Raw genomic sequence first — 24,511 nt, forward strand, 5'->3', positions numbered from 1 at the left:
AGGTAAAGCCATGAGTGAACAAGTGAAAGAAGAAGTCTTTCTCAACAACAACACCTTGCATGAAGATGATACTGTTATCCCTTTTCAAGTCGAAGAACTTGATATTCGTGGACGTGCCGTACAAATTGGGGAAACTTTAAATTCTATTCTTACAAGACATCAATATCCTGAACCAGTTTCTTATCTTCTGGCAGAAGCTTTGCTTTTAACTGTTCTGCTTGGAACTTCTCTCAAGCTTACGGGAAAATTTATTTTACAAACGCATTCCGATGGACCGATTAATATGGTGGTGTGTGATTTTTCTCCTCCTTCCAGTTTACGGGGATATGCTCGTTTTGATAAAGAACAGCTTAAACAAGCCATAGATAATAATCAAACTTCTTCAGAAACACTTTTAGGAAAAGGCACTTTAGCTTTCACGATTGATCAAGGTCCCCACATGCAACCCTATCAAGGGATAGTTGCATTAGATGGATCAAATTTACAAGAAGCTGCTCGTACTTATTTTGATCAATCAGAACAAATTCCTACCGATATCCGTTTGGCTGTTGCTATATTAATCAATCGTGACAACCAAGGAAAACCGCAGAAAAGTTGGCGAGCTGGAGGTATTTTGACTCAATTTTTGCCCCAAGCATCGTCTCATCATAAAATAGATGACCTTCATCAAAAGCAAGAAGAACCGAAAACCCAAACTCAATTAGATCATCAATGGCAAGAAGCTAAAATACTCATGGCAACGATTGAGAGTTCAGAATTAACAGATCCCCAAGTTGGAAGTAAACAGCTCTTATTCCGCCTTTTCCATGAACAAGGTGTGAGAGTTTTTAATCCTTTTTCTCTTATCGATAAATGCTCTTGTTCACGCGAAAAAATTAGAGGAATCCTAGAAGGTTTTCCGGTTGATGAACGCAATAAAATGGTTAAAAATAAACATATTTCAGTGACATGTGAATTTTGCTCAAAAACATATCGTTTTACACCGCAAGAATTTTTGGAAGAAAAAAACTAATCAATTTCATAAAAAAGGATGATTGCAACAAAAGGCCATTATCTTTGCGCTATAGAAAACCTTCAACACAAGCTCATATGAAGCTCTAGAAGCAGCACTTTTCGATGTATATCGATGATCTTTCTGTTGAAATCACGATTCACTCGATATGCTTTATAAAAAAGAGTGCTTTGTAAAATTTCCTAAGAAGAATGAGGATTCGTCTAAATAAAATGGCATGCATAGCATGATAAAATTTTATGTTTTTACAATTCTGCATTATTATATTTTTTAACTTAGAATGTTGCTCATTGTTTTTACGTTTAGACGATTTATAAAAGGTATTTTAGCCTTTTCTTAAACATTTTTTAAAGCAATTTGAAAAAACTCATAGTATTTGATGCTTTAATTTAAGATAAAACCGATAAATTATATTTATAAATCAATATGTTGATTTTTATTTTTCTTCTGTCATGATTGCTTGTTCAATTTTTGGTAGAATTTTTTTTTGATAAATTTGCCATGTTAGAGGACCAACATGTTTAGCGATAATGATGCTTTCTTTATTTAAGAGAAAGGTTTCTGGTGGTCCATATACCCCCCAATCAATGGCCGTATATCCTGAAACATCAAAGCCAATCAATTTAAAAGGATTACCAAAACTATTTAAAAAGTGCAGGGCATTTGCTTTATTATCCTTATAATTAATACCAATCAGATCAAAACGTTTATCTTGTGCAATTTTCATAAGAAGAGGATGTTCTTTGCGACAGGGTAAACACCAAGAACCCCAAAAATTGACCAATGTGATACGTCCTTTAAACTGTTTTGAATTAAGATAACTCTCCTTATCAAGAAGAGGAAGGTGCGTATAGGGGGCAGATTTTCCAGCTAATGCATTTGGAAGAAGAGAAGGATCTTGAGGGTGTTTTTTATCCATAAAGTTGAAAAAAAATACCACGAGAAGAAGAAAAAGCACAAATGGTCCAAAAAGAACAAACAAAACAGGCAAAGATATATTTTTTTTAAGTTTTGGAGGGATGTTCTTCATTGTATTTTTCTCTTTTTAACAGCTCTTTTTTGTTTAGCCGTTGGAGAATTTTTTTTTGGTATAGGGCTTTGCAAAGAATATAGCCAATAAGACAGAGGAGAGATAGTGCAGAAAGCGTATAACTTAAAACAACAATTTGCTCGTGTTTAAGGGTACCAAGGAACAAGTCAATTTTCAAAGATAAGTTTCCTAAAAGTCCACTTTGGATGCCATTTAGGTCGAGCATGATGAAGAGTCCTGTTGTTGAGCACGACGGGATTTTTTAATCTGAAGTATTTGAATATGACGATGATTGATTTCATTTCGCATAGCCATCAAATAGAGCGTAATAAACATAAAGATGAAACAAAATAACATGGTTATAAGGGGCCATAACATAGCACTGTCGATTGTTGGTCCTCCAGCACGTAACAGAGAAGCTGGTTGATGCAATGTATTCCACCAATTAACGGAAAATTTAATAATAGGGATATTAACAGATCCAACAAGGGTGAGAATTGCAGTAGCACGAGCGGCTTTTACTTGGTTGTCAAAAGCACGACCAAGCAGGATAATCGCAAGATAGATAAAAAGCAGAATTAAAACCGATGTTAACCGTGCATCCCATACCCACCATGTTCCCCATGTAGGGTGCCCCCAAAGTGCTCCTGTCATGAGAGCCAAAGCGGTAAAAACTGCTCCAATGGGTGCTCCACACTTGAGAGCCACATCAGCAAGATGATATTTCCAAATAAGATTTCCTAATGCTGCTGCACTCATCATTATATAACAGAATGTAGACAACCATGCGAAAGGTACATGAAGGTACATAATCTTAACAGTCATACCCTGTTGATAGTCATCAGGGGAATGCGTCACGAGAATAAGTCCTAAGATAAGGAAACACAATGTTATGCCGGCGAGCCAAGGTAAAATCACAGTGCTTATTTTCATGAAACGGGCAAAACTTGCAGGGGGTGACCTCATGTTATATGTGTGAGAGAGTTCATTCATAAAATTCATAATAGGCAGAGTTTTGCTATGCGGCAATCATCTTTTATTATTCTGATAAAAGCTTCAACGTTAGAGCGGCGACAAAAGAGCTAAAGAGACTCAAAAAAAGTGAAAAAGCGCTAAGAAGAGCCAATGAAGTGAGAAAAGAGGCATTTGGGTTTGTTGGAGCTGTAGCCGCTGAAACGCCAAAAATCATAATTGGAATGATCCATGGCAAGATAATGATGAAAATAAGAAGAGTGCTATGCAACAATGAGCTTGCAAGTGCTGCTCCTATGGCGCCAATAAAAATAATAGCTGGTGTTCCGCATAAAAGAGTAAGTATTGTTGTACAAGTTATTGTTGCATCTAAGTGGAGCATGAGGGCTAAAATAGGCGTAGCAAAAATGAGAGGAAGCATTGTTCCTATCCAATGGGCGATGCATTTTGTAAAGACAATCAGCATAAAACTTTGTCTTTGTTCTGAAAGGATAAATTGGTCGAGATTGCCATCATCGCGATCAATTTGAAAAAGTTTGTTCAGATTGAGGAGTCCTGAAAGAAGGGCGCCAAACCACAATATTCCTGGCCCTATTTGTGCAAGAATTTTGGGATCTGGTCCAATAGCAAAGGGGGTTATAATTACAACAGCGATAAAAAATAATAGTCCTGTTAGCGAAGAGGCTTGTGGCACTAATAATAGTTTAAGATCACGCCAGAACAGTGCTTTCATTTTTTCTCTCCTAGAGAGGTAAAAATTTTTCCAGAGCGATTGTATGGTTTTCTGGAATGCCTAGAGAATGATGGGTTGCAGCGATAATCATACCACCTTGATTGAGATGACGCTGGAAAATACGAGCAAGGCGTTTTTGAGCATGGTTATCAAGCCCTGATATTGGTTCATCTAAAATCCAAATAGGACGATAGGAGAGCAAAAGGCGGGCAAAAGCAACACGCCTTTGTTGTCCAGTCGACAGGGCTTTAAAGGGTAAATATTCAAGATCGGAAAGTCCAATATCGGCAAGGGCTTCATAGGGGGAATAGAGAGGTTGTCTATAAAACTCTGCCCAAAATTGTAAATTATCCATGACAGATAAGAGGGGTTTCATGGCATTTTGAGGACCAAGATAATGACACGCAGTTGTAACAGGGTATCTTTGTTCATCATAGTCTTTAAGTATGATATGACCTTCACTAGCTTCAAGAAGGCCGACAATGATTCGCAGTAATGTCGATTTTCCAATACCATTTGGTCCGGTGATTGTCATCAATTGCTGTGGAAATAAACGAAAAGAAAGATTTTTGAACAGAATTTCCTCATTTCTGCACGCTGCTAAATCTTTGCCTGATAACACCATGTGATTGCCTATTTTAAATTTTCCTATTCTTTATTGCATTATAGAATAAAAAAACACGTTTTTTTATGCAATTGTCCCTAGAATAGTTCTAGAAATAGTTCTATAAGGGGTGCGTTACATCAAGATCTGGTGTAGAATGGTTTTTGGCGCTGATTTCCGCATTTACCTATGAACGGTGGAGGGGGAAATGGATGGCGGAGGTAATTGCGTCTGCGCTCAGGCTGCGACCTTGACTCGTAGTTTGTGTTGTTCATTCCTGGAAATTGGGTGGTTTTTAGTATGAGGGTGGACAGTCATGACTCACATTGATAGCTTTAATTGTCGCAGAACGTTAAATGTTGGTGGCAAAGAATATACTTATTATAGCTTGATCGAAGCGGAGAAGAATGGACTTGAAGGCATTTCGCGTTTGCCGTTTTCGATGAAAGTTATTCTCGAAAATTTATTGCGCTTTGAAGATGGTCGCACGGTTAAAAAAGAGGATATCCTCAATGTTGCTAAATGGTTAAGCGACAAAGGGAGCGCAGGGGCAGAAATCGCCTACCGTCCTGCACGTGTTCTTATGCAGGACTTTACTGGTGTTCCAGCGGTTGTTGATCTTTCTGCAATGCGTGATGCTATGGTCAAACTTGGTGGTAACGCTGAAAAAATTAATCCTCTCATCCCCGTTGATCTCGTCATTGATCATTCGGTTATTGTTGATGATTTTGGCACTCCCATGGCTTTTAAGGAAAACGTTGAGCATGAATATGAGCGCAATGGTGAGCGTTATCGTTTCCTAAAATGGGGCCAACAAGCTTTTCAAAATTTTCGCGTTGTTCCTCCAGGAACAGGGATTTGTCATCAGGTTAACCTTGAATATCTAGCACAATGCGTGTGGATGAAGGATGAAGAGGGAGATGAGACAGTTTACCCTGACACCTGTGTGGGAACTGATTCGCATACGACAATGGTCAATGGTTTGGGTGTGTTAGGTTGGGGTGTTGGTGGCATTGAAGCTGAAGCGGCAATGTTAGGGCAACCCGTTTCTATGTTGTTACCTGAAGTGATTGGTTTTCGTCTAACAGGAAAACTTAAAGAAGGTGTAACAGCGACCGATCTCGTATTGACGGTGACTCAAATGCTCCGACAAAAGGGCGTTGTTGGTAAATTCGTTGAGTTTTTTGGCCCTGGTTTGGAGCATATGACGCTTGCTGATCGGGCGACGATTGGAAATATGGCACCTGAATATGGAGCAACCTGTGGCTTTTTCCCGGTTGATAAAGAGACAGTGCGTTATCTCAATATGACAGGGCGTGATGAAAATCGGATTGCCTTAGTGGAGGCTTACTCCAAAGCACAAGGGATGTGGCATGATGAAATGGTGGCTAATCCCATTTTTAGTGATACGATTGAATTAGATATGGGAACCGTTGTTCCTTCTATGGCTGGTCCTAAACGTCCGGAAGGGCGTATTGCACTAGAAAATGTTGGGCAAGGTTTTGAGAAGGCATTGGTTGAGGACTATAAGAAAACTTCAGGACAAGATGAGCATTATCAGGTTGAAGGTGAAGAATATACGCTTAGTCACGGTGATGTGGTGATCGCTGCGATTACTTCTTGTACAAATACATCGAATCCAAGTGTTCTTATTGCAGCAGGTCTTTTGGCACGAAATGCGGTGGCAAAAGGTCTCAAAAGCAAACCATGGGTAAAAACTTCTCTTGCACCTGGTTCACAAGTCGTTGAAGCTTACCTTAAAAATTCGGGTCTGCAAAAAGATTTAGATGCATTAGGATTTAACTTAGTAGGGTTTGGGTGCACAACATGTATTGGGAATTCTGGTCCTTTGCATCCAGCTATTTCCAAAACGATTAATGACAATGGTGTCATTGCAGCTGCAGTTCTTTCTGGAAATCGTAATTTTGAAGGGCGTGTTTCCCCTGATGTGCAAGCGAATTATTTAGCTTCACCTCCATTAGTTGTTGCACATGCGCTTGTTGGGACAGTGCGTAAAGATTTAACCAAGGAACCTCTTGGTGAAGATTCAGATGGTCAACCGATTTACTTGAGAGATATTTGGCCAACTTCTCAAGAAATACAGGCGTTTATCGAAGAAAATGTCACGCGTAAGGTTTTTGCCGAAAAGTATGCAGATGTCTTTAAGGGGGATGAAAATTGGCAAAAAGTTCAGATTCCTACAGGATCTACCTATTCTTGGGATGAGCAATCCACCTATGTCCGTAATCCACCTTATTTTGATAATATGCAAAAAACGCCTGATATCTTACCAGATATCAAAGATGCACGAATTTTAGGTTTGTTTGGTGATAAAATTACGACAGATCATATTTCTCCTGCTGGTTCTATTAAGGCAGCTTCTCCTGCTGGAAAGTATTTGATGGATCATGGTGTTAACGTGGCTGATTTTAATCAGTATGGGACGCGTCGTGGGAATCATGAAGTTATGGTTCGGGGAACCTTTGCCAATATCCGTATTCGTAATTTCATGTTAGGAGAAAATGGTCGAGAAGGAGGTTATACGGTTCATTATCCCTCAGCGATAGAACAAACCATTTACGATGCTGCAATGGCGTATAAGCAGGAAGGTATCCCGCTTGTTGTTTTTGCGGGTATTGAATATGGGAATGGATCATCACGCGATTGGGCCGCCAAGGGGACTAATCTTCTTGGTATCAAAGCCGTGATTGTGCAATCTTTTGAAAGAATTCATCGCTCTAATCTTGTTGGTATGGGCATTGTCCCTTTTGTCTTTGAGGAGGGGCTAAGTTGGAAGTCTTTAGGCTTAAAGGGAGATGAAAAGGTAACAATTGAAGGGATTCATAACTTGAAACCTCGTCAAAAAACTGTAGCAAAAATTACTTTTTCTGATGGTCGGGTAACAACCGTTCCATTATTATGCCGTGTTGATACTGAAGATGAGCTAGATTATTTACATCATGGTGGAATTTTGCAATATGTCTTGCGTAAGCTAGCCATTTAAATGCCTTTGTTTGTTGAGGAATATCTTCAAACTATTAAGCTATAAAGTTGCGGATCAAAGAATTTGACTTCGTTTTTTATGTCTGTCTTTGAAAATTTAATTGACGTTGGCTTTGACATTGCGCTATAAACCACACGAGTTATAAGCAGCTTTATAGTTTTGCTTGGGTTAAGTTTGTTTACATTGGTAGAGTTGTTATTGAGACTTAATTTTACCAAGGTGTTGAAAGAGAGATTATATTTATGGCGAATACACCTTCTGCTCGAAAAGCGGTGCGCAAGGTTGCAGCACGCACACAGGTTAATAGGGCCCGCCGTTCACGCGTTCGTACTTTTATGCGTAAGTTTGATGATGCTTTAGCAGGGGGCGATAAGGCGTCTGCAGAAATTGCGTTTAAGAATTTTGAGCCTGAGATTATGCGTGCGGTTTCTAAAGGGGTTTTTCATAAAAACACTGCTGCGAGGAAAGTGTCGCGTTTAGCGAGACGTTTGAAGGCTCTCAGCGTTTGAGTTTTTTCTATTTTATTAAGAATCAGGCCAGTATCCGTAAGGATACTGGCTTTTTCTTTATTGTTTCAAAAAGCTTCTATTGGAAATAAGAATCGACAGCGATTCTCCTTTTGAAAAAGGAGAGAAAGTTTATAGGGGGAGTATGGTTATCCACAAGCTTTGTGGATTTTTACAGAGTCTTTTTTGTCAAGCATTTTATTTTTTTTTTTAAATCTGAAGAGATTCTTTAATGATTGTTAAATTCAGAGAAAAAAAATGAATTGAATCAATAATTTTTCTCATTCCTCATTGAAGCAAGCATTTTTATAGAATTTTTTTTGAGCTTTTGATTTTATTTTGACCTCTTGCATTTTACCTCTGCTGTTTTGTATGGTTCTTATGAAGACTAAAAAGCATGAAGGGGTCACATCAGCGCATTATCCTGTATTTTATTGCATATAAAATGCTTTGGTTTAGGCTTTTTGAAGCTTTTGTGTTGGGTAGGTTTTTTGATGATTTTTTAATTTTCGAATTGGTATGTTTACCATTGTAGAAGGGTGGGTCATATCATGAGTGCAAGTAAATCTTATTGGTCATCTTTGTTAGTGGAGTTGTGATGAGTCTATCCTAGGGGAGGGTGAGTAATCTTATTTGGGGTAGGGCGTTTTGCCTTCGCTGATTTATTTTAGCTGTTTGGCAGGACAAAGTTTTATTTTTATCAGGATGGAAGATGGTGGATAAATTGAACTCTAAAGCTAGTTCCTTTAAAAGGGTTTCGGTAAATGTCCTGTCGGCAGAGAACATAATAAAGAATAGGATGACGGAGGGTGATGGGATTGTTTGTAGAAATGCTTCTATAGGGCATTCTATTGTTTCAGAAGAGGAGAGTGCGGCGGCTTTTATACGTGTTATGGCACAATTAAAGGCGCAGGTTGGTGTTGAAGCTTATGCCAGTTGGTTTGGTCGTGTAAAGCTTGCTGAGTATAGTCATACTCTTGTAAAGCTTTCTGTTCCTACCGCTTTTTTACGTTCATGGATTAATAATCACTATGGTTCTCTTTTGACTCATTTATGGAAACAAGAGAATTCAGCAATTCTTCGTGTTGAAGTCATCGTTCGCGGTATGGAACGTGTTTCAAGAGATGTTGTGTGTAAAGCAAGTGCACCTTCTGTTGTGTTGGAAGAGCAGGCGACTTCATCTTTTGTTGAGAGTTGTGCAGAGCATTCAGTCAAGGTTTCTCAGGCGGGCGTTTTTGGCTCTCCACTTGATTCTCGTTATACTTTTGAAAGTTTTGTTGAGGGGGCTTCTAATCGTGTTGCTTTGGCAGCAGCGCGTTCAATTGCGGAGGGGCATAAGAGCGCTTTGCGTTTTAATCCTCTTTTTATTCACGCGTCTGTTGGTTTAGGAAAAACGCATTTGCTTCAAGCAATTGCTGCTTCTGCATTGAAGCGTTTAACCTCTGCGCGTGTTATTTATTTAACTGCTGAATATTTTATGTGGCGTTTTGCAACAGCTATTCGTGATAATGATGCTCTTTCTTTTAAAGAACAGCTTCGCGATATCGACCTTTTGATTATTGATGATATGCAGTTTTTGCAGGGTAAGTCGATACAACATGAATTTTGCCATTTGCTTAATATGTTGCTTGATAGTGCAAAACAGGTTGTTGTCGCTGCAGATCGTCCACCAGCGGAATTAGAATCGCTAGATCTTCGTGTTCGCTCTCGTCTTCAAGGAGGGGTCGCCCTTGAAATTGAGGCACCAGATTATGAAATGCGTTTGCAAATGTTACGCCAGCGGTTGAAGGTGGCGCAGCAAGATGATAGCATGATATCAATTTCTGATGATGTCTTGGAATATATTGCAAAAACGGTTTTAGGGTCGGGGCGCGATATTGAAGGTGCATTTAATCAGCTCCTATTTCGTCAATCTTTTGAGTCTGATTTGTCTTTAGAACGGATTGATGAGCTATTAGGTCACTTGACACGTCCAGGTGAACCTAAACGCATTCGGATTGAAGAAATTCAGCGTACAGTAGCACGCCATTATAATGTTTCTAAACAGGACTTGTTGTCTAATCGTCGAACACGTACGGTTGTAAAACCACGGCAAGTTGCAATGTATTTAGCGAAAGTGTTAACGCCTCGCTCGTTACCAGAAATAGGACGCCGTTTTGGTGGGCGTGATCATACAACAGTTTTACATGCTGTGCGTAAAATTGAAGATTTGGTTTGTGGTGATCAGACTTTAGCAAAGGAACTGGAGTTACTTAAGCGGTTGATTGGAGAACAGGCTGTATAGCATTTATCATTTCTTTCTTTGGAAAAACTTTAAGGGATTTAATGAAAGAATTTGTTTTTTCTTATTACAGGAGTGACTTGCCATTTTAAAAGAGGTTTAATAAACTCTGGCAGATGATTCTTTAAAAAGGATCTGTTATCTTAGTTCTAAGGAATTCTTATAGTTTGTTGGTAAATCAGACGGGGCTTTTATGCGTATTACAGTTGATCGCAATCAATTTCTCAAGTCTCTTGGTCGTGTCCACCGTGTGGTAGAGCGCCGTAATACTGTTCCTATTTTATCGAATGTGCTGATTGATGCGGAAAATGGTCATGTGCAGTTAAAGACAACAGATCTTGATTTAGAGGTTACAGAATCTTTTACAGTTAATGTTGAACAAGCTGGAGCAACAACTGTTCCGGCACATTTGCTTTATGATATCATTCGGAAACTTCCTGATGACAATGAAGTTGTATTATCCGTCGATGAGAATCAAGCGGGTACAATGTCCGTTGTTTCGGGTTGTGCGCATTTTCAGCTTCAATGTCTTCCTAAAACAGATTTTCCAGAGTCACTTCCAGGGCAGTTTGGTTATCGCTTTTCTCTATCGGCATCAGGGTTGAAACATTTGCTCGATTGTACGCAATTTGCCATTTCTACGGAAGAAACCCGCTATTATCTTAATGGTATTTACTTTCATGTTGTGAATGATGATGTTGTGAAACTGCGTTTGGTTGCGACTGATGGTCATCGTTTGGCCCAAGTTGAGATGGAAGCTCCTTCAGGAGTTGAGGGAATGCCCGGTGTTATTGTTCCTCGTAAAGCCGTAGGGGAGTTGCAAAAACTTCTTTCAGAAGAAAATGATGGTGACGTATGTATAGAGCTTTCAGAGACAAAGATTCGTTTTTCTGTAGGCTCTGTGATTTTTACATCAAAGTTAATTGATGGAACATTTCCAGATTATCAACGTGTTATCCCTCTTGGCAATGATAAGGAATTAGTTGTTAATAGGCAGAGTTTTTCTTCTGCAGTTGATCGTGTTTCAACGATTTCAAGTGATCGGGGGCGTGCTGTTAAGTTAACGATTGAGCATGGACAGTTAAGGCTTGTTGTTAATAGTCCTGATTCGGGCAGTGCGGAAGATCAATTATCTGTAACTTACACATCGGAACCCCTTGAGATAGGGTTTAATTCACGTTATCTTTTAGATATTGCTGGGCAGCTTTCAAGCGATGAGATGGTTTTTATGTTGGCTGAAGCTGGAGCACCAGCTCTGATTCGTGATAATGATGATGCGAATGTGCTCTATGTGCTGATGCCTATTCGCGTTTAAGGGCAATTGTTTTGCAATGCATGGAAAGTCATGTGCACAAAGTGTCTGTGAGGCAGCTGAAGCTTTTACGTTATCGCAATTATTCTTTTTTTAATATTGATTTTTCGGGTCAACATGTGGTTTTCACTGGCCACAACGGTGCGGGTAAGACAAATCTTTTAGAGGCGTTATCTTTTCTTTCTCCGGGTCGTGGTTTGCGACGGGCTGCATATTCTGAGGTTAGCTTTATAAATGGGGGTGGTGAAGGATTTGTTGTATTTGCATGTCTTGAATGTGATCTTTATGGTGAAGTAAAGATTGGTACTGCTTTAGAGGTTAGCGATAACAGTCGCAAGGTCCATATCAATGGTGTGAATGAGCCAAGCGATTGCTTAACAGATTACTGCCATATTAGTATTTTAACACCATCTATGGATGGTCTTTTTACAGGTCCTTCGCTTGAGCGCCGTCGTTTTTTGGATCGTATGGTTTTGGCGATTGATCCTTTACATAGTCGCCGCATAGCCGATTATGATAGAGCGATGCGTGCACGGAATCGTTTGTTTTTGGATGGCAATGAAGATTATGCTTGGTTTAATGCTTTAGAAAAGCAGATGGCAGAATTGGCGACAGCTATTTCTGCGGCACGTATTGATGTTATTCGGCTTTTAAATGACATGTTTACACAAATGCCATCTCAGATACCTTTTCCACGAGCTTTTTTGCAAATTGATGGTTTTTTAGAAACAGCTCTTGGTGAAATATCAGCGACTGAAGTTGAAGAGCAATTTTGTGATCTGTTGCGGCGTAATCGCGCAATGGATCGTGCTGCTGGGCGGACATTAGAAGGCCCACATCGCACAGATTTACAAGTTTTTTATGCGGATAAAAATAGAGCAGCAACATCTTGTTCAACAGGTGAGCAAAAAGCGTTACTGACAGGTTTGGTTTTGTGTCATGCACGTCTAACAGGTATGATCTCGCAAAGGGCTCCCATTCTTTTACTTGATGAAATGGCTGCGCATCTTGATGCATATCGACGGGCTGCTTTATTTGATATTCTTGATGATTTAGCTGTGCAAACATTTATGACAGGAACAGACCGTCTTTTATTTAATGACTTAAAAGGACGCGCAGAATTTTTTGAGATTAAGGATGGCTCTTTATTGCTGTAAAAAACATGCTAAATACTTTTAATTAAGTGATGATCAAGAAGAAAAGGCTTGCTATGTCTGTTATGATAACGATTTTAAATGGTCCTAATTTAAATTTTTTGGGTCAACGTGAGCCAGAAATTTATGGAACTGAAACTCTAGAAGATATTGAAAAAAATTGCAGAGAATGGGCAAAAAGAGCAGATGCTACCATAAATTTTTATCAAAGTAACTATGAGGGTCAGCTCGTAGAATGGATACAGGAAGCAATAGGGTTAAGTTCTGGATTGATCATCAACCCAGCAGCTTACAGTCATACATCCGTTGCGCTTCTTGATGCTCTAAAAATGTTCTCAGGACCGAAAGTAGAAGTTCACTTATCCCATATTTATCAACGTGAAGCTTTTCGTCATCATTCTTATACATCTGCAGGTGTGGATGCTATCATAAGTGGTTGCGGAAGTGATGGATATTGGTTTGCACTCGAGTATATTGCAAAACAATTAATAAATTGTAAAAGGTAAAGAGTGAGTGTTGGATAAGAGTGATATAGGCATTGAATTCGCTTGATAATTATTTTCAAATCTGTACAATACGAGGTATTATATTTATGACAATTTTTAGTGCGTATGACGGGGGTAAATAAAGATGAAAAGCTGTGTTAGACTATTAGAGATGCTTGTGATTTTAGGGGGAACGCTGCTTTTGTCTGGTTGTAAAATGGATGTCCTTCAGCCATCAGGTTATGTCGCACGTCAACAACTCATTTTGATTGTTGTTTGTGTGCTTGTTATGCTTTGCGTTGTCATTCCGGTCATGGTGAGTGTGGTATTTTTAGCGATAAAATATCGTGCATCGAATACGAAAGCGAACTATTCTCCTGATTGGGCGCATTCAAATAAAATTGAAGCTTTAATGTGGGGTATTCCAATTGTAATCGTAATGGTTTTAGGTTCATTAACAGCTTATTATACCTATAAGCTTGAGCCTGCAAATCCTCTTCCAGTAGAGGTTGTGGGTGAAGGAAAGCCATTGCAGATTGATGCTGTCGCTCTTGATTGGAAATGGGTTTTTATTTATCCTCAATATGGCGTTGCATCGATCAATGAAATTTACGCGCCTGAAGGACGTCAAGTTTTATTGCAATTGACGTCAGAAAATTCTGTCAATGCCTTTTGGGTTCCTAAATTGGGTACAGTTCTTTACGCTATGCCGCAGATGAATGCTAAGTTGCATTTGATTGCTGAAGAACAGGGAGTATTCAAAGGAACCTCAGCAAATTACAGCGGCGATGGTTTTTCAGGGATGCGGTTTAAATGGCATTCTGTGTCTTCGCAGGATTTTGAAGATTGGATTGTAAAAGCTCGGGCTAGTGGTCGAGCACTTGATCGTACATCTTATCGTCAACTTTCTATTGCGCCTCGTATGGGTGATATCGCTGCGAAGGAAAAAGATGCCGAAGTTCGTTATTTTGCACCTGTTGAGAAGCGGCTTTACTATCGTATTGTTAATCGGTGTGTCGATGAAAATACGGTATGTAATGAAGATTTAATGAAGCGTGCTGCTGCTCAGACACTGTGGGGTGCACTTTGTTCAGTGTTTGATCCTGATGTTATTTAAGGATCAATAGAGGAAGAGCCCTTTTAATATAAGGTTTCTTTTAAACTTGAATTTCATTTGAAATGGGTTGAGAAATGTTTGGAAGACTTACAGATCCTACGGCAGGTGCTTTTCATGCGCTTGCACATGAACCAATCGTTTTGTATACATGTATCGCGATTGTTGTGGTTGGTTTAATTGCTGTTATTGCTTTAACAGCACTTGGGTGGTGGGGGATTTTATGGCGAAATTGGATTACCACTGTTGATCATAAACGCATTGGTATTATGTATATTGTTCTTGGAATTATTATGCTTGTTCGCGGTTTTGCGGACGCGCTTATGATGCGAACACATCAAGCTTTAGCTCTTGGGAGTGAAACAGCAGGTTATTTGCCCCCTGAGCATTTTGATCAAATTTTTTCGGCACATGGCACGATCATGATTTTTTTCATGGCCACACCTATTTTATTTGGACTTTTTAATTATCTTATACCGCTTCAAATTGGTGCGCGTGATGTTGCTTTTCCCTTTGCAAATAATCTAGGTTTTTGGATTACGGCAGCAGGGGCGATTTTGCTTAATATATCCTTAGGTGTTGGAAATTTTGGTCGGGGTGGTTGGTTGATGTATCCACCTTTTACAGAATTGCAAACAAGTCCAGATACAGGGGTAGATTATTATTTATGGTCTCTTCAGCTTTCTGGTATTGCGACAACAATGGGGGCAGTCAATTTTATTGCAACAATGATTAAAATGCGTGCTCCTGGAATGACAATGATGAGAATGCCTGTTTTTTGTTGGAGTGCTTTTGTCAGCAATGTTCTTATTGTCGTTATTTATCCTGTCTTAACTGTCGCTTTTGCACTCTTGGCATGTGATCGTTATTTGAATATGAATTTCTTTACCAATGTTGGTGGTGGAAATCCAATGGTGTGGATTAATTATGTTTGGGTTTTTGGCCACCCTGAAGTGTATGTTTTGGTTGTTCCTGCTTTTGGCATTGTGTCTGAAGTTGTTTCAACTTTTTCTTCAAAACGCCTTTTTGGTTATACTTCAATGGTATGGGCAATGTTGGTTATTTTAATTCTTTCGCTTCTTGTTTGGGGACATCATTTCTTTACAATGGGTGGCGGTGAAGCTGTAAATACCTTCTTTAGCATTGCGACGATGATCATCTCGGTTCCAACGGGTGTGAAAGTCTTTAATTGGCTGCTTACGATGTATAAAGGACGGATTCGCTTTGAGCCTCCGATGCTTTGGTGCATGGGAATGATCTTTACGTTTGTTGGTGGTGGGTTAACCGGTGTTTTATTATCTATTGTGCCTGCTGATTGGCAGTTTCATAATTCGCTCTTTTTGATCGCGCATTTCCATCATACAATTATTGGAGGTGTGGTTTTTGCTTATTTAGCAGGGCTTGCTTTTTGGTTTCCAAAAGCTTTTGGTTATAAACCAAATCGCATATTAGGTATTGCCTCTTTCTGGTGTTGGTTTATCGGTTTTTACCTTGCCTTTTTTCCCGTTTATGCGCTTGGTTTAATGGGGGCAACGCGTCGTCTTCAGCATTACATGGAACCTAGTTGGCAACCAATGTTTGTTATTGCTGCTCTAGGTGCTTTTATTATCTTACTTGGTATTCTTTGTTTTGTGTTACAGGTTGTTTTGGCGATTTGGTACGGTATTAAGCATAAAGGTCACTTACCAGTAACATTAAATGATTCTTGGGGTGATGCACGTACACTTGAATGGTTTGCCTCTTCACCGCCTCCTTCCTATAATTTTGCTCTCCTTCCCAAGATACAGTCTGATGATGCTTATTGGAATATGAAGAAAAGTGGTTATCAACGCCCGACAAGTGGATTTACAAAAATTCATATGCCATCGAATACGTCAGCTGGAATTATTGCTGGCTTCTTCTCATTAGTTGTTGGTTTTGCACTTGTTTGGCATATTTGGTGGCTGGTTGCGATCGGGCTGGTTGGTTTTATTGCAACGCTTGTGTGTCATTCATTAACAGGTGATCACCATGGTTACTATATTCCAGCTGAAGAAGTGCAAAAGACTGAAGATGCCTTTGCAACTGTTCTTAAAGAACAAGGAGTGACAGTATGAGTGCTGTAACAATGAATAATGCGAGTACTGTGGATGAACTTCACCACGATAGTAGCTCAGTAATGACGTTTGGTTTTTGGGTCTATATTCTTTCAGACTTGATTCTTTTTTCGACACTTTTTTCGAGTTTTGCTGTCTTTTCTGCTTCTTATGGTGGTGGTAAAGCGGGCAATGAGTTTATAGATTTAAAGTTTGTTTTGGTTGAGACCGCTTTCTTATTGTTTTCATCCGTTACTTATGGCTTTACAATGGTACAGGCACATAAAAACAATATTAGTGGTGTGCGTTTATGGATGGCTATTACCTTTATATTTGGGTGTTGCTTCATTGCGATGGAACTTTACGAATTTCATGAATTGCTGGGTGAGGTCTTTTATTACGATCCAAATGCTTATGCGGGTATTGATCCTGCAACAGGGTTGCAGCTTTTTGGGCGGGAAATTCTCTCTGCTTATTGGTCTGCATTTTTTGCTTTGGTTGGCACGCATGGTCTTCACGTAAGTGTAGGTCTTCTTTGGATGGTTGTGATGTTTTTTCATCTTCGTCGCAATGGCTTAGATCAAAATAATAAAACACGTTTAGCATGTCTTTCCATTTTTTGGCATTTACTTGATATTGTATGGGTTGGTGTTTTCACCATGGTTTATCTATTAGGAGCGTTGTGATGAGCATGCAAAATGAAACACATGGTCCCAGTACTGGTTCCTATTTGGTTGGCTTTATTCTGGCTGTATTTTTCACCTTGGGTTCTTTTATTCCTGTGATGTATGGAATGATGGAAAGTTGGGCAATTAGTACAAAGGTTGTGTATCTTATAGGGATGGCAATTATTCAGATTATCGTACAAATTGTTTTCTTTTTACACTTGAACTCTGGTCCAGATGCCAAGTGGAATTTAAGTGCTTTATGGTTTGCTGCTATTTGCGTTTTTGTTATTATTGGAGGTACGTGGTGGGCTATTTCCCATTTGAATTATAATATGATGGGTGGCTCAGGGCGTGTTATTGAACCTGAAATATCGGGTATAGATGATTCTTCAGTATCTGAGCAGCTGTCAAACAAAGATATATCCGTAAGAAAACAACCAGAAAAGATGCTGGACTCAGAAATGTCTATGGAGAAAATTCCAAATATACAAACTCCTGTAGATCAAGTACCTAGTTCAGAAGTGCCTACAGGGCAAGTCCCAAGTATGCAAACTCCTGTAGATCAAGTACCTGGTTCAGAAGTGCCTACAGGGCAAGTCCCAAGTATGCAAACTCCTGTAGATCAAGTACCTGGTTCAGAAGTGCCCATGGAGCAAGCTCCAAATATGCAAGCTCCTGTAGATCAAGTACCTGGTTCAGAAGTGCCCATGGAGCAAGTTCCAAGTATGCAAGCTCCTGTAGATCAAGTACCTGGTTCAGAAGTGCCCATGGAGCAAGTTCCAAGTATGCAAGCTCCTGTAGATCAAGTACCTGGTTCAGAGGTGCCCATGGAGCAAGCTCCAAATATGCACTCTCCTGTAGAATAATTGTGAGAAATACCTGTGGAGCTGATGCTGTATGTATCAGCTCTACAGGAGGTGTTGCAAAGATTCGTAGGATATGAAGTGAGGGCGAGGTGTAAGATATCAGTGGAATGAGTATTATGATTTGAATATACTTTTATTTTTAACAAGATGGTCATTGAGTATTTAGTCAAGCTTTAATTTTTTCAGAAAAATAGCTATTTGTAGAATATAAAAGGAATGGTGTTTGTACAATTCAATACAAAGAAAGGGAGTGTGCAAAACAAGTTTTTATGTTGTGTGAGGTAAGGCTACGAAAAAGTAGCATTTTAGTTTTACAGGATTTATATTAAAGAGAGCATTGAAGTTATTTGTAGTAGTAATGTGTAATTGAAATCGACAATTTAGAAAATAATCAGAAAACTTGATGAAGACCTTTGCAATGACAGTTATGGGTGCTGGTTCTTTCGGTACTGCATTAGCGATTGCTCTTGCTCGCAATGATCATAATGTTTTACTTTGGGGGTATAATTCTCAACATATCAAAAAATTACAAGAACAACGTTGTAATCAGATATATTTACCCGATATTCGATTTCCTGAAAATTTATTCCTCGAAACTTCGCTTGAAACTGCAATAACAGCAAGTGATAATATATTAATCGCCGTTCCAAGTCATGTATTTCATCAAGTATTGTATAATATTCAGCCTTATTTGGATCAACATTCACGCGTTATTTGGGCAACGAAAGGTTTAGAGCATGGTACAGGACGTTTCTTACAAGAAGTTGCTCGTGAGATTTTAGGTGAAAAAATCCCTTTAGCTGTTTTTTCTGGACCAACTTTTGCTAAAGAACTCGCTATGGGTTGGCCTACTGCAATGACGATAGCAGCTTCTGATGATGCGTTTGGCAAAGAGTTGCAGCAACTTTTTCATTGTGACAAAAGTTTTAGAGTTTATAAAAGCTCAGATATGATTGGTGTTCAATTAGGGGGTGCTGTCAAAAATGTTATTGCTATTGGTGCAGGAATATCAGATGGCATGGGATTTGGGGCAAATGCACGAATAGCTCTCATCACACGAGGACTAGCTGAAATTAGTCGTTTAGGGGGGGCTGTGGGGGCTGAGCTTTCTACATTTATGGGAATGACAGGCTTAGGTGATCTGGTTTTGACGTGTACTGATAATCAGTCGCGTAATCGTCGTTTTGGAATACTTCTTGGTAAAGGAATAAATATAAAAGAAGCGGAAAAACAAATTGGCCAAGTTGTGGAAGGGTACTTAAATACCAAAGAAGTATATACGTTAGCGCAACGTATTGGAGTGGAAATGCCAATTGTAGAACAAGTTTATCAAATTCTCTATTGTGGTAAAAACATAACAGAAGCGGCTAACACATTACTAAGCCGCACTCTCAAAGATGAAATATAATGGTATCCTGTGTTTTTAAATAATTCCAATCGTAAAAAATAGAAATATACTATGATAAAAATTTTAGTTCCTGTGAAGAATCTCTTTGAAAATAAACTATCGTTTCTACTTAAACATGTTTGTGTAATATAGGGATATTCTGATTGTCTCTTAAACGCATCTCAAAATGATATTTGCTAGACAGTATAATAGAAGACTCATTGGAGAATGGCTTCTTTATATAAGGTATAAGCCAGAAACATCATTGCTATTATTCAATTTCAATATTATTTATGCCTATAATAACTTTTGTATGCGATGTAAGGGGAGGATATTGACATATCCCTATTTATGTAATCTCTGAAAAAATATGGCAACCTAATTTAGTAAGAATATGAAGTTTTAAAATCCAGTTCCCATCTTTACGTTTGTAAAGGAGAGAGCCGACATTATCACATACTTTTACAGCTCACGATGTTGAGGCAGCTTTTGGCAATTGAGACGGTTCAGTAGGGTATTTACGCCTTTTTTTCTACATATTAATTCTGTTTTTTTATATGCAAAAAATGATTTTTTTTGATTCAAATGTGAAAGTCTGAAATTGAAAGAATATTATTGTATCTGTGGGTGTCTTTTAAACTGAAAAATAATTTGATTATAAAAATAAGATTGAGTTGTTGATATTGAATTAGAATCTTGAATATCATGAGATTCTCTCATTTCAAATCTCTCTACGCTGAATCAACGAAAGTCATTCTATTGCATATTATAAGCGTGAAAAATCGTTTGGATAAGAACGATTAAGAAACGGCTAAAAATGCCCCTTATGAACCGTCTCAAGTTTTAAAGATGTTGCGACATTGGGGGTAGCAAGTATAACGATGGTGTCGACTTTTTTCATAAGTGTAAAGATGGGGGCATACAAATGGCTTTATGATTACTCACGGATGCTCTCGTCATGAAATGGGTTTAGGAGCGAAATGTTTTTTTTAGCACGTGAATTGGCAGCTCACGTGTATTGGGTTTAGGACATTCTGTTTTGCATGAGGGGAGTGATCCTAAAAAGACACGTGATAAACAAAGTCCATGAGGGAAGGTGTAATCTCCGTTATTAAAAGATATTGCTGTAAATACTTTTTAAAGTTGTACAGCTGAATTAAAGGATGATAGTAAAGCCTAAAAGGTAATTTCCACCTTTATGCCTTTATTCTTTCCAAATTAAGTTGTTTCCCTGTTTCAGAAATCAATCAAACGAGAGATCTGCAACGCATATTTGCTCCCTATATGGCATACAGGAGCTGCAACAGTAGAGAAAGCACTAAACCGCCTTAATATTTATTTTAAATATATGGCGGCTTTGGAATTGGAAGGTGATTGATAAGTTGTCGAAAAAGCATGGATTTTGTTAGGAAAACAATATGATAAAACACAAAACTTTCCAGCAAAATGGATTGGAGAGATAAACCGGTTCTTTTATAAACTTTACAAAACAATAACAATGACACAATTTACTTTATGTTTGCTTATCTTTACGGGGGCATATGCATCCTTTGTGTTATATTCATACAGGTCAGATTGAGAAAAATACATGGATTATCTTTAGTTCGAAATTATAAAAAGAAGGCGTGATACGATAATAGAACTTCGTTTCCTTTTTCATCGGAGGCATTAAAAATTTTGCAACAAGCCGTTTGCTTTCTCAGAATGATTTTTTTCTGTGGCTGGTTGTGTTCCCTTGGTGAGAATTGTGTGTCATCATATATGCAAAGATTCGACTTAAAACCTGTCTCCGCAAGGTTCAGTCTAGTAGAGAAAGCATTCAATACGAGACTAAAGCACTCTACAGATGATCGATTTTATTTTTTAAGTCGAATTTTTATCCTTCTTGGGAATCTTCAGTTTTTTTCAGTTCTTCAAGTATTGGCATAGACATGATGTTGTAGCCTGAATCAACATAATGGATTTCACCGGTAACGCCCGATGACAAGTCAGAGAGTAGATAAAGAGCGGACTTTCCAATTTCATGAATATCCACAGTACGACGTAATGGGGCATTACGGCGTTGATGTGAAAATATTGCACGTGCAGCCGCAATACCATTACCTGCTAGGGTTCTAACAGGACCAGCAGAAATCGCATTGACGCGGATATTTTGCGGGCCAAAGTCTGCCGCTAAATAACGGACCATAGCTTCTAAAGCAGCTTTAGCAACCCCCATGATGTTGTAATTAGGGACAACTTGCTGTGAAGCGCCATAAGTAAGGGTTAAAAGTGCTCCACCATTTGGCATGAGCTTTCCTGCGCGCTGAGCAATTTCAGTAAAGGAATAAGCTGAAATAACCATTGTACGTTGAAAGTTTTCACGCGTTGTAACATCAACGTAACGCCCTTTCAGTTGATTTTTATCTGAAAAACCAATAGCATGGACAATAAAATCAATCGTTTTCCATTCTTTTTCAAGTTTCTCAAAGACATCGTCGACATTTTCAATTTTTTCAACATCACACTCTAGAACTAATTTGCAGCCAAGCTTATCTGCTAGGGGCTGAACACGTTTTCCGAAAGCATCCCCTTGATAAGTTAAGGCTAATTCAGCTCCTGCTTGTGCGAGTTGACAGGCAATACCCCAAGCAATTGAATGGTCATTCGCAATTCCCATAATAAGGCCACGTTTGCCCTCCATCAAACCTTTCATATTATTCTCCGTAAGACCGTACTTTTTTCAATTACCAAGAACTTTCATTTATACATAGCGTTGAAAAACAAGTGTCGCGTTGGTACCGCCAAAGCCAAAAGTATTTGACAATACAGTATTCAGTTGCTGATGATCACGTCGTTCACGAACGATTGGCATATCAGCAAAATCTGGATCAAGTTCTTCAATATGAGCACTTTCACAAATAAAATTATGGTTCATCATTAATAATGTATAGATTGCTTCGTGTACACCTGCTGCTCCTAAGGAATGTCCCGTTAGAGATTTGGTAGCAGAAATGGGGGGGCATTGATCACCTGCTCCGAAAATACGTCGGATAGCTTCTATTTCCGGAGGATCACCAACAGGTGTTGCGGTTGCATGCGGATTGATATAGTCAATTTTATTATTGACTGTTGCAAGAGCCATGCGCATGCACCGTTCTGCTCCCTCTCCTGATGGAGCAACCATATCATGTCCATCGGATGTCGCACCATATCCAACGATTTCTCCGTAGATTTTTGCTCCACGCGCTTTAGCAAGTTCTAGATCTTCAAGGACTAAAACGCCGGCACCTCCAGCAATAACAAATCCATCACGATTGACATCATAGGCACGTGAAGCTTTGTGAGGGATATCATTATATCTGCTAGACATAGCGCCCATAGCATCAAATAAAACAGAGAGTGTCCAATCCAAATCTTCGCAGCCACCGGCAAAGATGCGCTTTTGTTTACCATATTGGATCATTTCATAAGCATTTCCAATACAATGATTGGAGGTAGCACAAGCTGAAGAAATTGAATAGTTGACCCCTTTTATTTTAAAGAAAGTTGCCAGTGTTGCAGATGCTGTAGAACTCATCGCTTTAGGGACAACAAAAGGCCCAACACGTTTTGGACTCTTTTGGCGTGTAGTATCAGCCGCTTCTACAATTGACTGCGTTGAAGCACCTCCAGAACCCATAATAATACCTGTGTGTTCGTTTGATACTTCATGAGGCTCTAGACCAGCATCAGCGATGGCTTGATCCATGGCAATATGATTCCAAGCTGTTCCACGCCCATGAAAACGTAGAGCACGTCGATCTACAAGTTCTTCTATATTAATATCAGGTTTACCGTAAACCCTACTACGAAAGCCTAACTCAGCATATTGAGGTGCGTAAGAAATTCCGGATTTTGCCTCACGTAAACTGGTTAAAACGGCCCCTGGATTATTTCCAATCGCGGAGACAATTCCCATTCCGGTTACAACAACTCGACGCATTCATACCTCCTTATTCCATACAGAATAGTAAAAAATTCTTCCTGATGAAAATAAATTCAACCTTCTTTGAATAAAGCAACGCGCAAATCATTTGCCTTATAAATAGTTTCTCCATCTGCTTTGAGCCATCCATCTGCTATTCCTAAGACTAAATTTCCACGTCGAATACGCTTAAAATCTATTTCATATTCAAGAAGTTTTGTTTGTGGCGTTACCATACCTGATAACTTTACTTCACCTGTTGATATCGCTCTTCCTTTCCCTAGTTCGCCCAACCAGCCAAGAAAAAAACCTGTTAATTGCCACATACCATCCAATCCAAGACATCCTGGCATAACGGGATCGCCTATAAAGTGACAATTAAAGAACCACAGGTCTGGTGTAATATCAAATTCGGCACGAACCATTCCTTTATCATGTTTGCCACCAGTTTCACTGATTTGAGTGATTCGATGAACCATCAACATTGGAGGTGCCGGCAATTGCGCATTACCCTTACCAAACATTTCGCCGCGAGCGCAGCTTAGAAGCTCTTCATAAGTGTAGCGAGACTTTTGTTCAGCCATGGTTACTCCATTTATTTGCATATATCTTTATTTCTGCGCTTTTCCCCAACTTAACTTTTAGAGCAAATTTTAAAGAGAGGGAAATGATTTTATATCATTTTTAATGACAAAAGCCCTTTTTTATGTATTCTACATAGATAATTATTTAAAAATGGAATACAAGATTGCACCGTATTGTTCTCATTTTTTTCTATTTTTATCTTATTGAAGCAGGAAGATATTTTGGTTTGTAATATGTCAGGAAATGCAGACGATTTAGATATGAATGAAGAGCAACAGTCCACAAAAGAGTGTGGAGAGGATGTGCGATATTATTCCACTTCTGTATTAGAAAAGCGTTTGCGTGAAAATGGTTTGCGTCCAACACGTCAGCGGTTAGAGCTTGCGCATATGATTTTTTCTGAAGGAAATCGTCATATTACTGCTGAAGAGCTCTATGAGGAAGCAGTGAGGGCAGGTGTTCCTGTATCCTTAGCAACGGTTTACAATACACTTCATCAATTTACGGAAGCGGGATTGTTACGGATTATTGCCGTGGAAGGCTCAAAAACTTGGTTTGATACAAATACCTCTGATCACTACCATTTTTATATAGAAGGTAAAAATCGTATTCTTGATATTCCTTGTAACTTGGAAGAATCGCCCATTATTGGGAATTTGCCTACACCACCAGAAGGTATGGAAATTTCACATGTTGATTTGATCGTACGATTAAAACAAAAAGATCAATCTTGTGATAGGAAGTAAGCGTATACAATGAGGCATAAAAATTAAACTT

Annotated in this window: 21 protein-coding genes; 13 read left to right on the forward strand and 8 right to left on the reverse strand. The window is 39.0% G+C overall.

The window, feature by feature from the left end; genetic code table 11:
* The first annotated feature begins 10 nt into the window (after nucleotides 1-10).
* Nucleotides 11-1,012, forward strand: a complete 1,002-nt coding sequence (locus CER18_RS00740) for an Hsp33 family molecular chaperone (protein ID WP_100128204.1) — start codon at nucleotides 11-13, stop codon at nucleotides 1,010-1,012.
* A gap of 436 nt (nucleotides 1,013-1,448) precedes the next feature.
* Here CER18_RS00740 and CER18_RS00745 read toward each other — a convergent pair whose 3' ends face one another.
* Genes CER18_RS00745 through ccmA form a run of 5 tightly spaced genes read right to left on the reverse strand, consistent with a single transcriptional unit; the run spans nucleotide 1,449 to nucleotide 4,372 of the window.
* On the reverse strand, nucleotides 1,449-2,042 hold the full coding sequence (locus tag CER18_RS00745) for a DsbE family thiol:disulfide interchange protein (protein WP_100128205.1): 594 nt from the start codon (nucleotides 2,040-2,042) through the stop codon (nucleotides 1,449-1,451).
* Entirely contained in the window at nucleotides 2,017-2,268 is a 252-nt protein-coding gene (locus tag CER18_RS10345) for a heme exporter protein CcmD (protein WP_100128206.1), read from the reverse strand. Before CER18_RS10345 ends, CER18_RS00745 begins: the two co-directional genes overlap by 26 nt.
* Entirely contained in the window at nucleotides 2,256-3,035 is a 780-nt protein-coding gene (locus CER18_RS00755; RefSeq protein WP_100128249.1) for a heme ABC transporter permease, read from the reverse strand. The genes CER18_RS10345 and CER18_RS00755 overlap by 13 nt, the downstream gene beginning before the upstream one ends.
* 46 nt (nucleotides 3,036-3,081) lie before the next feature.
* Nucleotides 3,082-3,747: a heme exporter protein CcmB gene (gene ccmB, locus CER18_RS00760; RefSeq protein ID WP_100128207.1), complete on the reverse strand. Its 666-nt coding sequence runs from the start codon at nucleotides 3,745-3,747 to the stop codon at nucleotides 3,082-3,084.
* Between the two features lie 10 nt (nucleotides 3,748-3,757).
* Nucleotides 3,758-4,372 carry a heme ABC exporter ATP-binding protein CcmA gene (gene ccmA, locus CER18_RS00765; protein ID WP_100128208.1) on the reverse strand — a complete coding sequence of 205 codons (615 nt, stop codon included), beginning with the start codon at nucleotides 4,370-4,372 and terminating at the stop codon, nucleotides 3,758-3,760.
* Between the two features lie 295 nt (nucleotides 4,373-4,667).
* Here ccmA and acnA point away from each other — a divergent pair, with 295 nt between their 5' ends.
* The 11 genes from acnA (at nucleotide 4,668) to gpsA (ending at nucleotide 19,224) form a co-directional block, all read left to right on the forward strand.
* Nucleotides 4,668-7,355 carry an aconitate hydratase AcnA gene (acnA, locus tag CER18_RS00770; RefSeq protein ID WP_100128209.1) on the forward strand — a complete coding sequence of 896 codons (2,688 nt, stop codon included), beginning with the start codon at nucleotides 4,668-4,670 and terminating at the stop codon, nucleotides 7,353-7,355.
* A 242-nt stretch (nucleotides 7,356-7,597) separates the two neighbouring features.
* The gene (rpsT, locus tag CER18_RS00775) at nucleotides 7,598-7,864 is read left to right on the forward strand and encodes a 30S ribosomal protein S20 (protein ID WP_100128210.1); all 267 of its coding nucleotides are present in this window, start codon (nucleotides 7,598-7,600) and stop codon (nucleotides 7,862-7,864) included.
* A gap of 709 nt (nucleotides 7,865-8,573) precedes the next feature.
* Nucleotides 8,574-10,145 (forward strand): chromosomal replication initiator protein DnaA, encoded by a 1,572-nt coding sequence (gene dnaA / locus CER18_RS00780; protein ID WP_100128211.1) that lies wholly within the window; start codon nucleotides 8,574-8,576, stop codon nucleotides 10,143-10,145.
* A 190-nt stretch (nucleotides 10,146-10,335) separates the two neighbouring features.
* Nucleotides 10,336-11,457: a DNA polymerase III subunit beta gene (gene dnaN / locus CER18_RS00785; RefSeq protein WP_100128212.1), complete on the forward strand. Its 1,122-nt coding sequence runs from the start codon at nucleotides 10,336-10,338 to the stop codon at nucleotides 11,455-11,457.
* Between the two features lie 20 nt (nucleotides 11,458-11,477).
* A complete protein-coding gene (recF, locus tag CER18_RS00790; RefSeq protein ID WP_100128213.1) occupies nucleotides 11,478-12,611 on the forward strand; it encodes a DNA replication/repair protein RecF in 1,134 nt (377 codons plus the stop codon).
* Between the two features lie 53 nt (nucleotides 12,612-12,664).
* A complete protein-coding gene (gene aroQ, locus CER18_RS00795) occupies nucleotides 12,665-13,114 on the forward strand; it encodes a type II 3-dehydroquinate dehydratase (RefSeq protein WP_100128214.1) in 450 nt (149 codons plus the stop codon).
* Between the two features lie 124 nt (nucleotides 13,115-13,238).
* Nucleotides 13,239-14,210 (forward strand): ubiquinol oxidase subunit II, encoded by a 972-nt coding sequence (cyoA, locus tag CER18_RS00800; RefSeq protein ID WP_100128215.1) that lies wholly within the window; start codon nucleotides 13,239-13,241, stop codon nucleotides 14,208-14,210.
* Nucleotides 14,211-14,284: 74 nt separating this feature from the next.
* Nucleotides 14,285-16,303, forward strand: coding sequence for a cytochrome o ubiquinol oxidase subunit I (gene cyoB / locus CER18_RS00805; protein WP_100128216.1), 2,019 nt, complete (start codon nucleotides 14,285-14,287; stop codon nucleotides 16,301-16,303).
* Nucleotides 16,300-16,968, forward strand: a complete 669-nt coding sequence (locus CER18_RS00810; RefSeq protein WP_100128217.1) for a cytochrome (ubi)quinol oxidase subunit III — start codon at nucleotides 16,300-16,302, stop codon at nucleotides 16,966-16,968. The genes cyoB and CER18_RS00810 overlap by 4 nt, the downstream gene beginning before the upstream one ends.
* On the forward strand, nucleotides 16,968-17,816 hold the full coding sequence (gene cyoD, locus CER18_RS00815; protein ID WP_100128218.1) for a cytochrome o ubiquinol oxidase subunit IV: 849 nt from the start codon (nucleotides 16,968-16,970) through the stop codon (nucleotides 17,814-17,816). The genes CER18_RS00810 and cyoD overlap by 1 nt, the downstream gene beginning before the upstream one ends.
* 403 nt (nucleotides 17,817-18,219) lie before the next feature.
* Nucleotides 18,220-19,224 (forward strand): NAD(P)H-dependent glycerol-3-phosphate dehydrogenase, encoded by a 1,005-nt coding sequence (gene gpsA / locus CER18_RS00820; protein WP_100128219.1) that lies wholly within the window; start codon nucleotides 18,220-18,222, stop codon nucleotides 19,222-19,224.
* Between the two features lie 1,855 nt (nucleotides 19,225-21,079).
* Here the strand turns inward: gpsA and fabI are convergent.
* The 3 genes from fabI to fabA are packed head-to-tail and all read right to left on the reverse strand — an operon-like array spanning nucleotide 21,080 to nucleotide 23,733.
* On the reverse strand, nucleotides 21,080-21,898 hold the full coding sequence (gene fabI / locus CER18_RS00825; RefSeq protein WP_100128220.1) for an enoyl-ACP reductase FabI: 819 nt from the start codon (nucleotides 21,896-21,898) through the stop codon (nucleotides 21,080-21,082).
* A 48-nt stretch (nucleotides 21,899-21,946) separates the two neighbouring features.
* Nucleotides 21,947-23,167 carry a beta-ketoacyl-ACP synthase I gene (gene fabB / locus CER18_RS00830; RefSeq protein ID WP_100128221.1) on the reverse strand — a complete coding sequence of 407 codons (1,221 nt, stop codon included), beginning with the start codon at nucleotides 23,165-23,167 and terminating at the stop codon, nucleotides 21,947-21,949.
* A gap of 56 nt (nucleotides 23,168-23,223) precedes the next feature.
* Entirely contained in the window at nucleotides 23,224-23,733 is a 510-nt protein-coding gene (fabA, locus tag CER18_RS00835) for a 3-hydroxyacyl-[acyl-carrier-protein] dehydratase FabA (protein WP_100128222.1), read from the reverse strand.
* A 234-nt stretch (nucleotides 23,734-23,967) separates the two neighbouring features.
* Between fabA and irrA the strand changes: the two genes are divergently transcribed.
* Nucleotides 23,968-24,480 (forward strand): iron response transcriptional regulator IrrA, encoded by a 513-nt coding sequence (gene irrA / locus CER18_RS00840; protein ID WP_100128223.1) that lies wholly within the window; start codon nucleotides 23,968-23,970, stop codon nucleotides 24,478-24,480.
* Nucleotides 24,481-24,511: the final 31 nt, after the last annotated feature.

The sequence above is a fragment of the Bartonella tribocorum genome (assembly GCF_002777915.1).
Classification (GTDB): Bacteria; Pseudomonadota; Alphaproteobacteria; order Rhizobiales; family Rhizobiaceae; genus Bartonella; species Bartonella tribocorum_A.

Bases quoted from the DNA above. Each gene is read 5' to 3' on its own strand.
- ccmA (WP_100128208.1), bottom strand. From the start codon at position 4,372: ATGGTGTTATCAGGCAAAGATTTAGCAGCGTGCAGAAATGAGGAAATT.
- gpsA (WP_100128219.1), top strand. From the start codon at position 18,220: ATGAAGACCTTTGCAATGACAGTTATGGGTGCTGGTTCTTTCGGTACT.
- acnA (WP_100128209.1), top strand. From the start codon at position 4,668: ATGACTCACATTGATAGCTTTAATTGTCGCAGAACGTTAAATGTTGGT.
- cyoB (WP_100128216.1), top strand. From the start codon at position 14,285: ATGTTTGGAAGACTTACAGATCCTACGGCAGGTGCTTTTCATGCGCTT.
- ccmB (WP_100128207.1), bottom strand. From the start codon at position 3,747: ATGAAAGCACTGTTCTGGCGTGATCTTAAACTATTATTAGTGCCACAA.
- cyoA (WP_100128215.1), top strand. From the start codon at position 13,239: ATGAAAAGCTGTGTTAGACTATTAGAGATGCTTGTGATTTTAGGGGGA.
- recF (WP_100128213.1), top strand. From the start codon at position 11,478: ATGGAAAGTCATGTGCACAAAGTGTCTGTGAGGCAGCTGAAGCTTTTA.
- CER18_RS00810 (WP_100128217.1), top strand. From the start codon at position 16,300: ATGAGTGCTGTAACAATGAATAATGCGAGTACTGTGGATGAACTTCAC.
- dnaA (WP_100128211.1), top strand. From the start codon at position 8,574: ATGGTGGATAAATTGAACTCTAAAGCTAGTTCCTTTAAAAGGGTTTCG.
- irrA (WP_100128223.1), top strand. From the start codon at position 23,968: ATGTCAGGAAATGCAGACGATTTAGATATGAATGAAGAGCAACAGTCC.
- CER18_RS00745 (WP_100128205.1), bottom strand. From the start codon at position 2,042: ATGAAGAACATCCCTCCAAAACTTAAAAAAAATATATCTTTGCCTGTT.
- CER18_RS00740 (WP_100128204.1), top strand. From the start codon at position 11: ATGAGTGAACAAGTGAAAGAAGAAGTCTTTCTCAACAACAACACCTTG.
- fabI (WP_100128220.1), bottom strand. From the start codon at position 21,898: ATGAAAGGTTTGATGGAGGGCAAACGTGGCCTTATTATGGGAATTGCG.
- aroQ (WP_100128214.1), top strand. From the start codon at position 12,665: ATGTCTGTTATGATAACGATTTTAAATGGTCCTAATTTAAATTTTTTG.
- rpsT (WP_100128210.1), top strand. From the start codon at position 7,598: ATGGCGAATACACCTTCTGCTCGAAAAGCGGTGCGCAAGGTTGCAGCA.
- cyoD (WP_100128218.1), top strand. From the start codon at position 16,968: ATGAGCATGCAAAATGAAACACATGGTCCCAGTACTGGTTCCTATTTG.
- fabA (WP_100128222.1), bottom strand. From the start codon at position 23,733: ATGGCTGAACAAAAGTCTCGCTACACTTATGAAGAGCTTCTAAGCTGC.
- dnaN (WP_100128212.1), top strand. From the start codon at position 10,336: ATGCGTATTACAGTTGATCGCAATCAATTTCTCAAGTCTCTTGGTCGT.
- CER18_RS00755 (WP_100128249.1), bottom strand. From the start codon at position 3,035: ATGAATGAACTCTCTCACACATATAACATGAGGTCACCCCCTGCAAGT.
- fabB (WP_100128221.1), bottom strand. From the start codon at position 23,167: ATGCGTCGAGTTGTTGTAACCGGAATGGGAATTGTCTCCGCGATTGGA.
- CER18_RS10345 (WP_100128206.1), bottom strand. From the start codon at position 2,268: ATGCTCGACCTAAATGGCATCCAAAGTGGACTTTTAGGAAACTTATCT.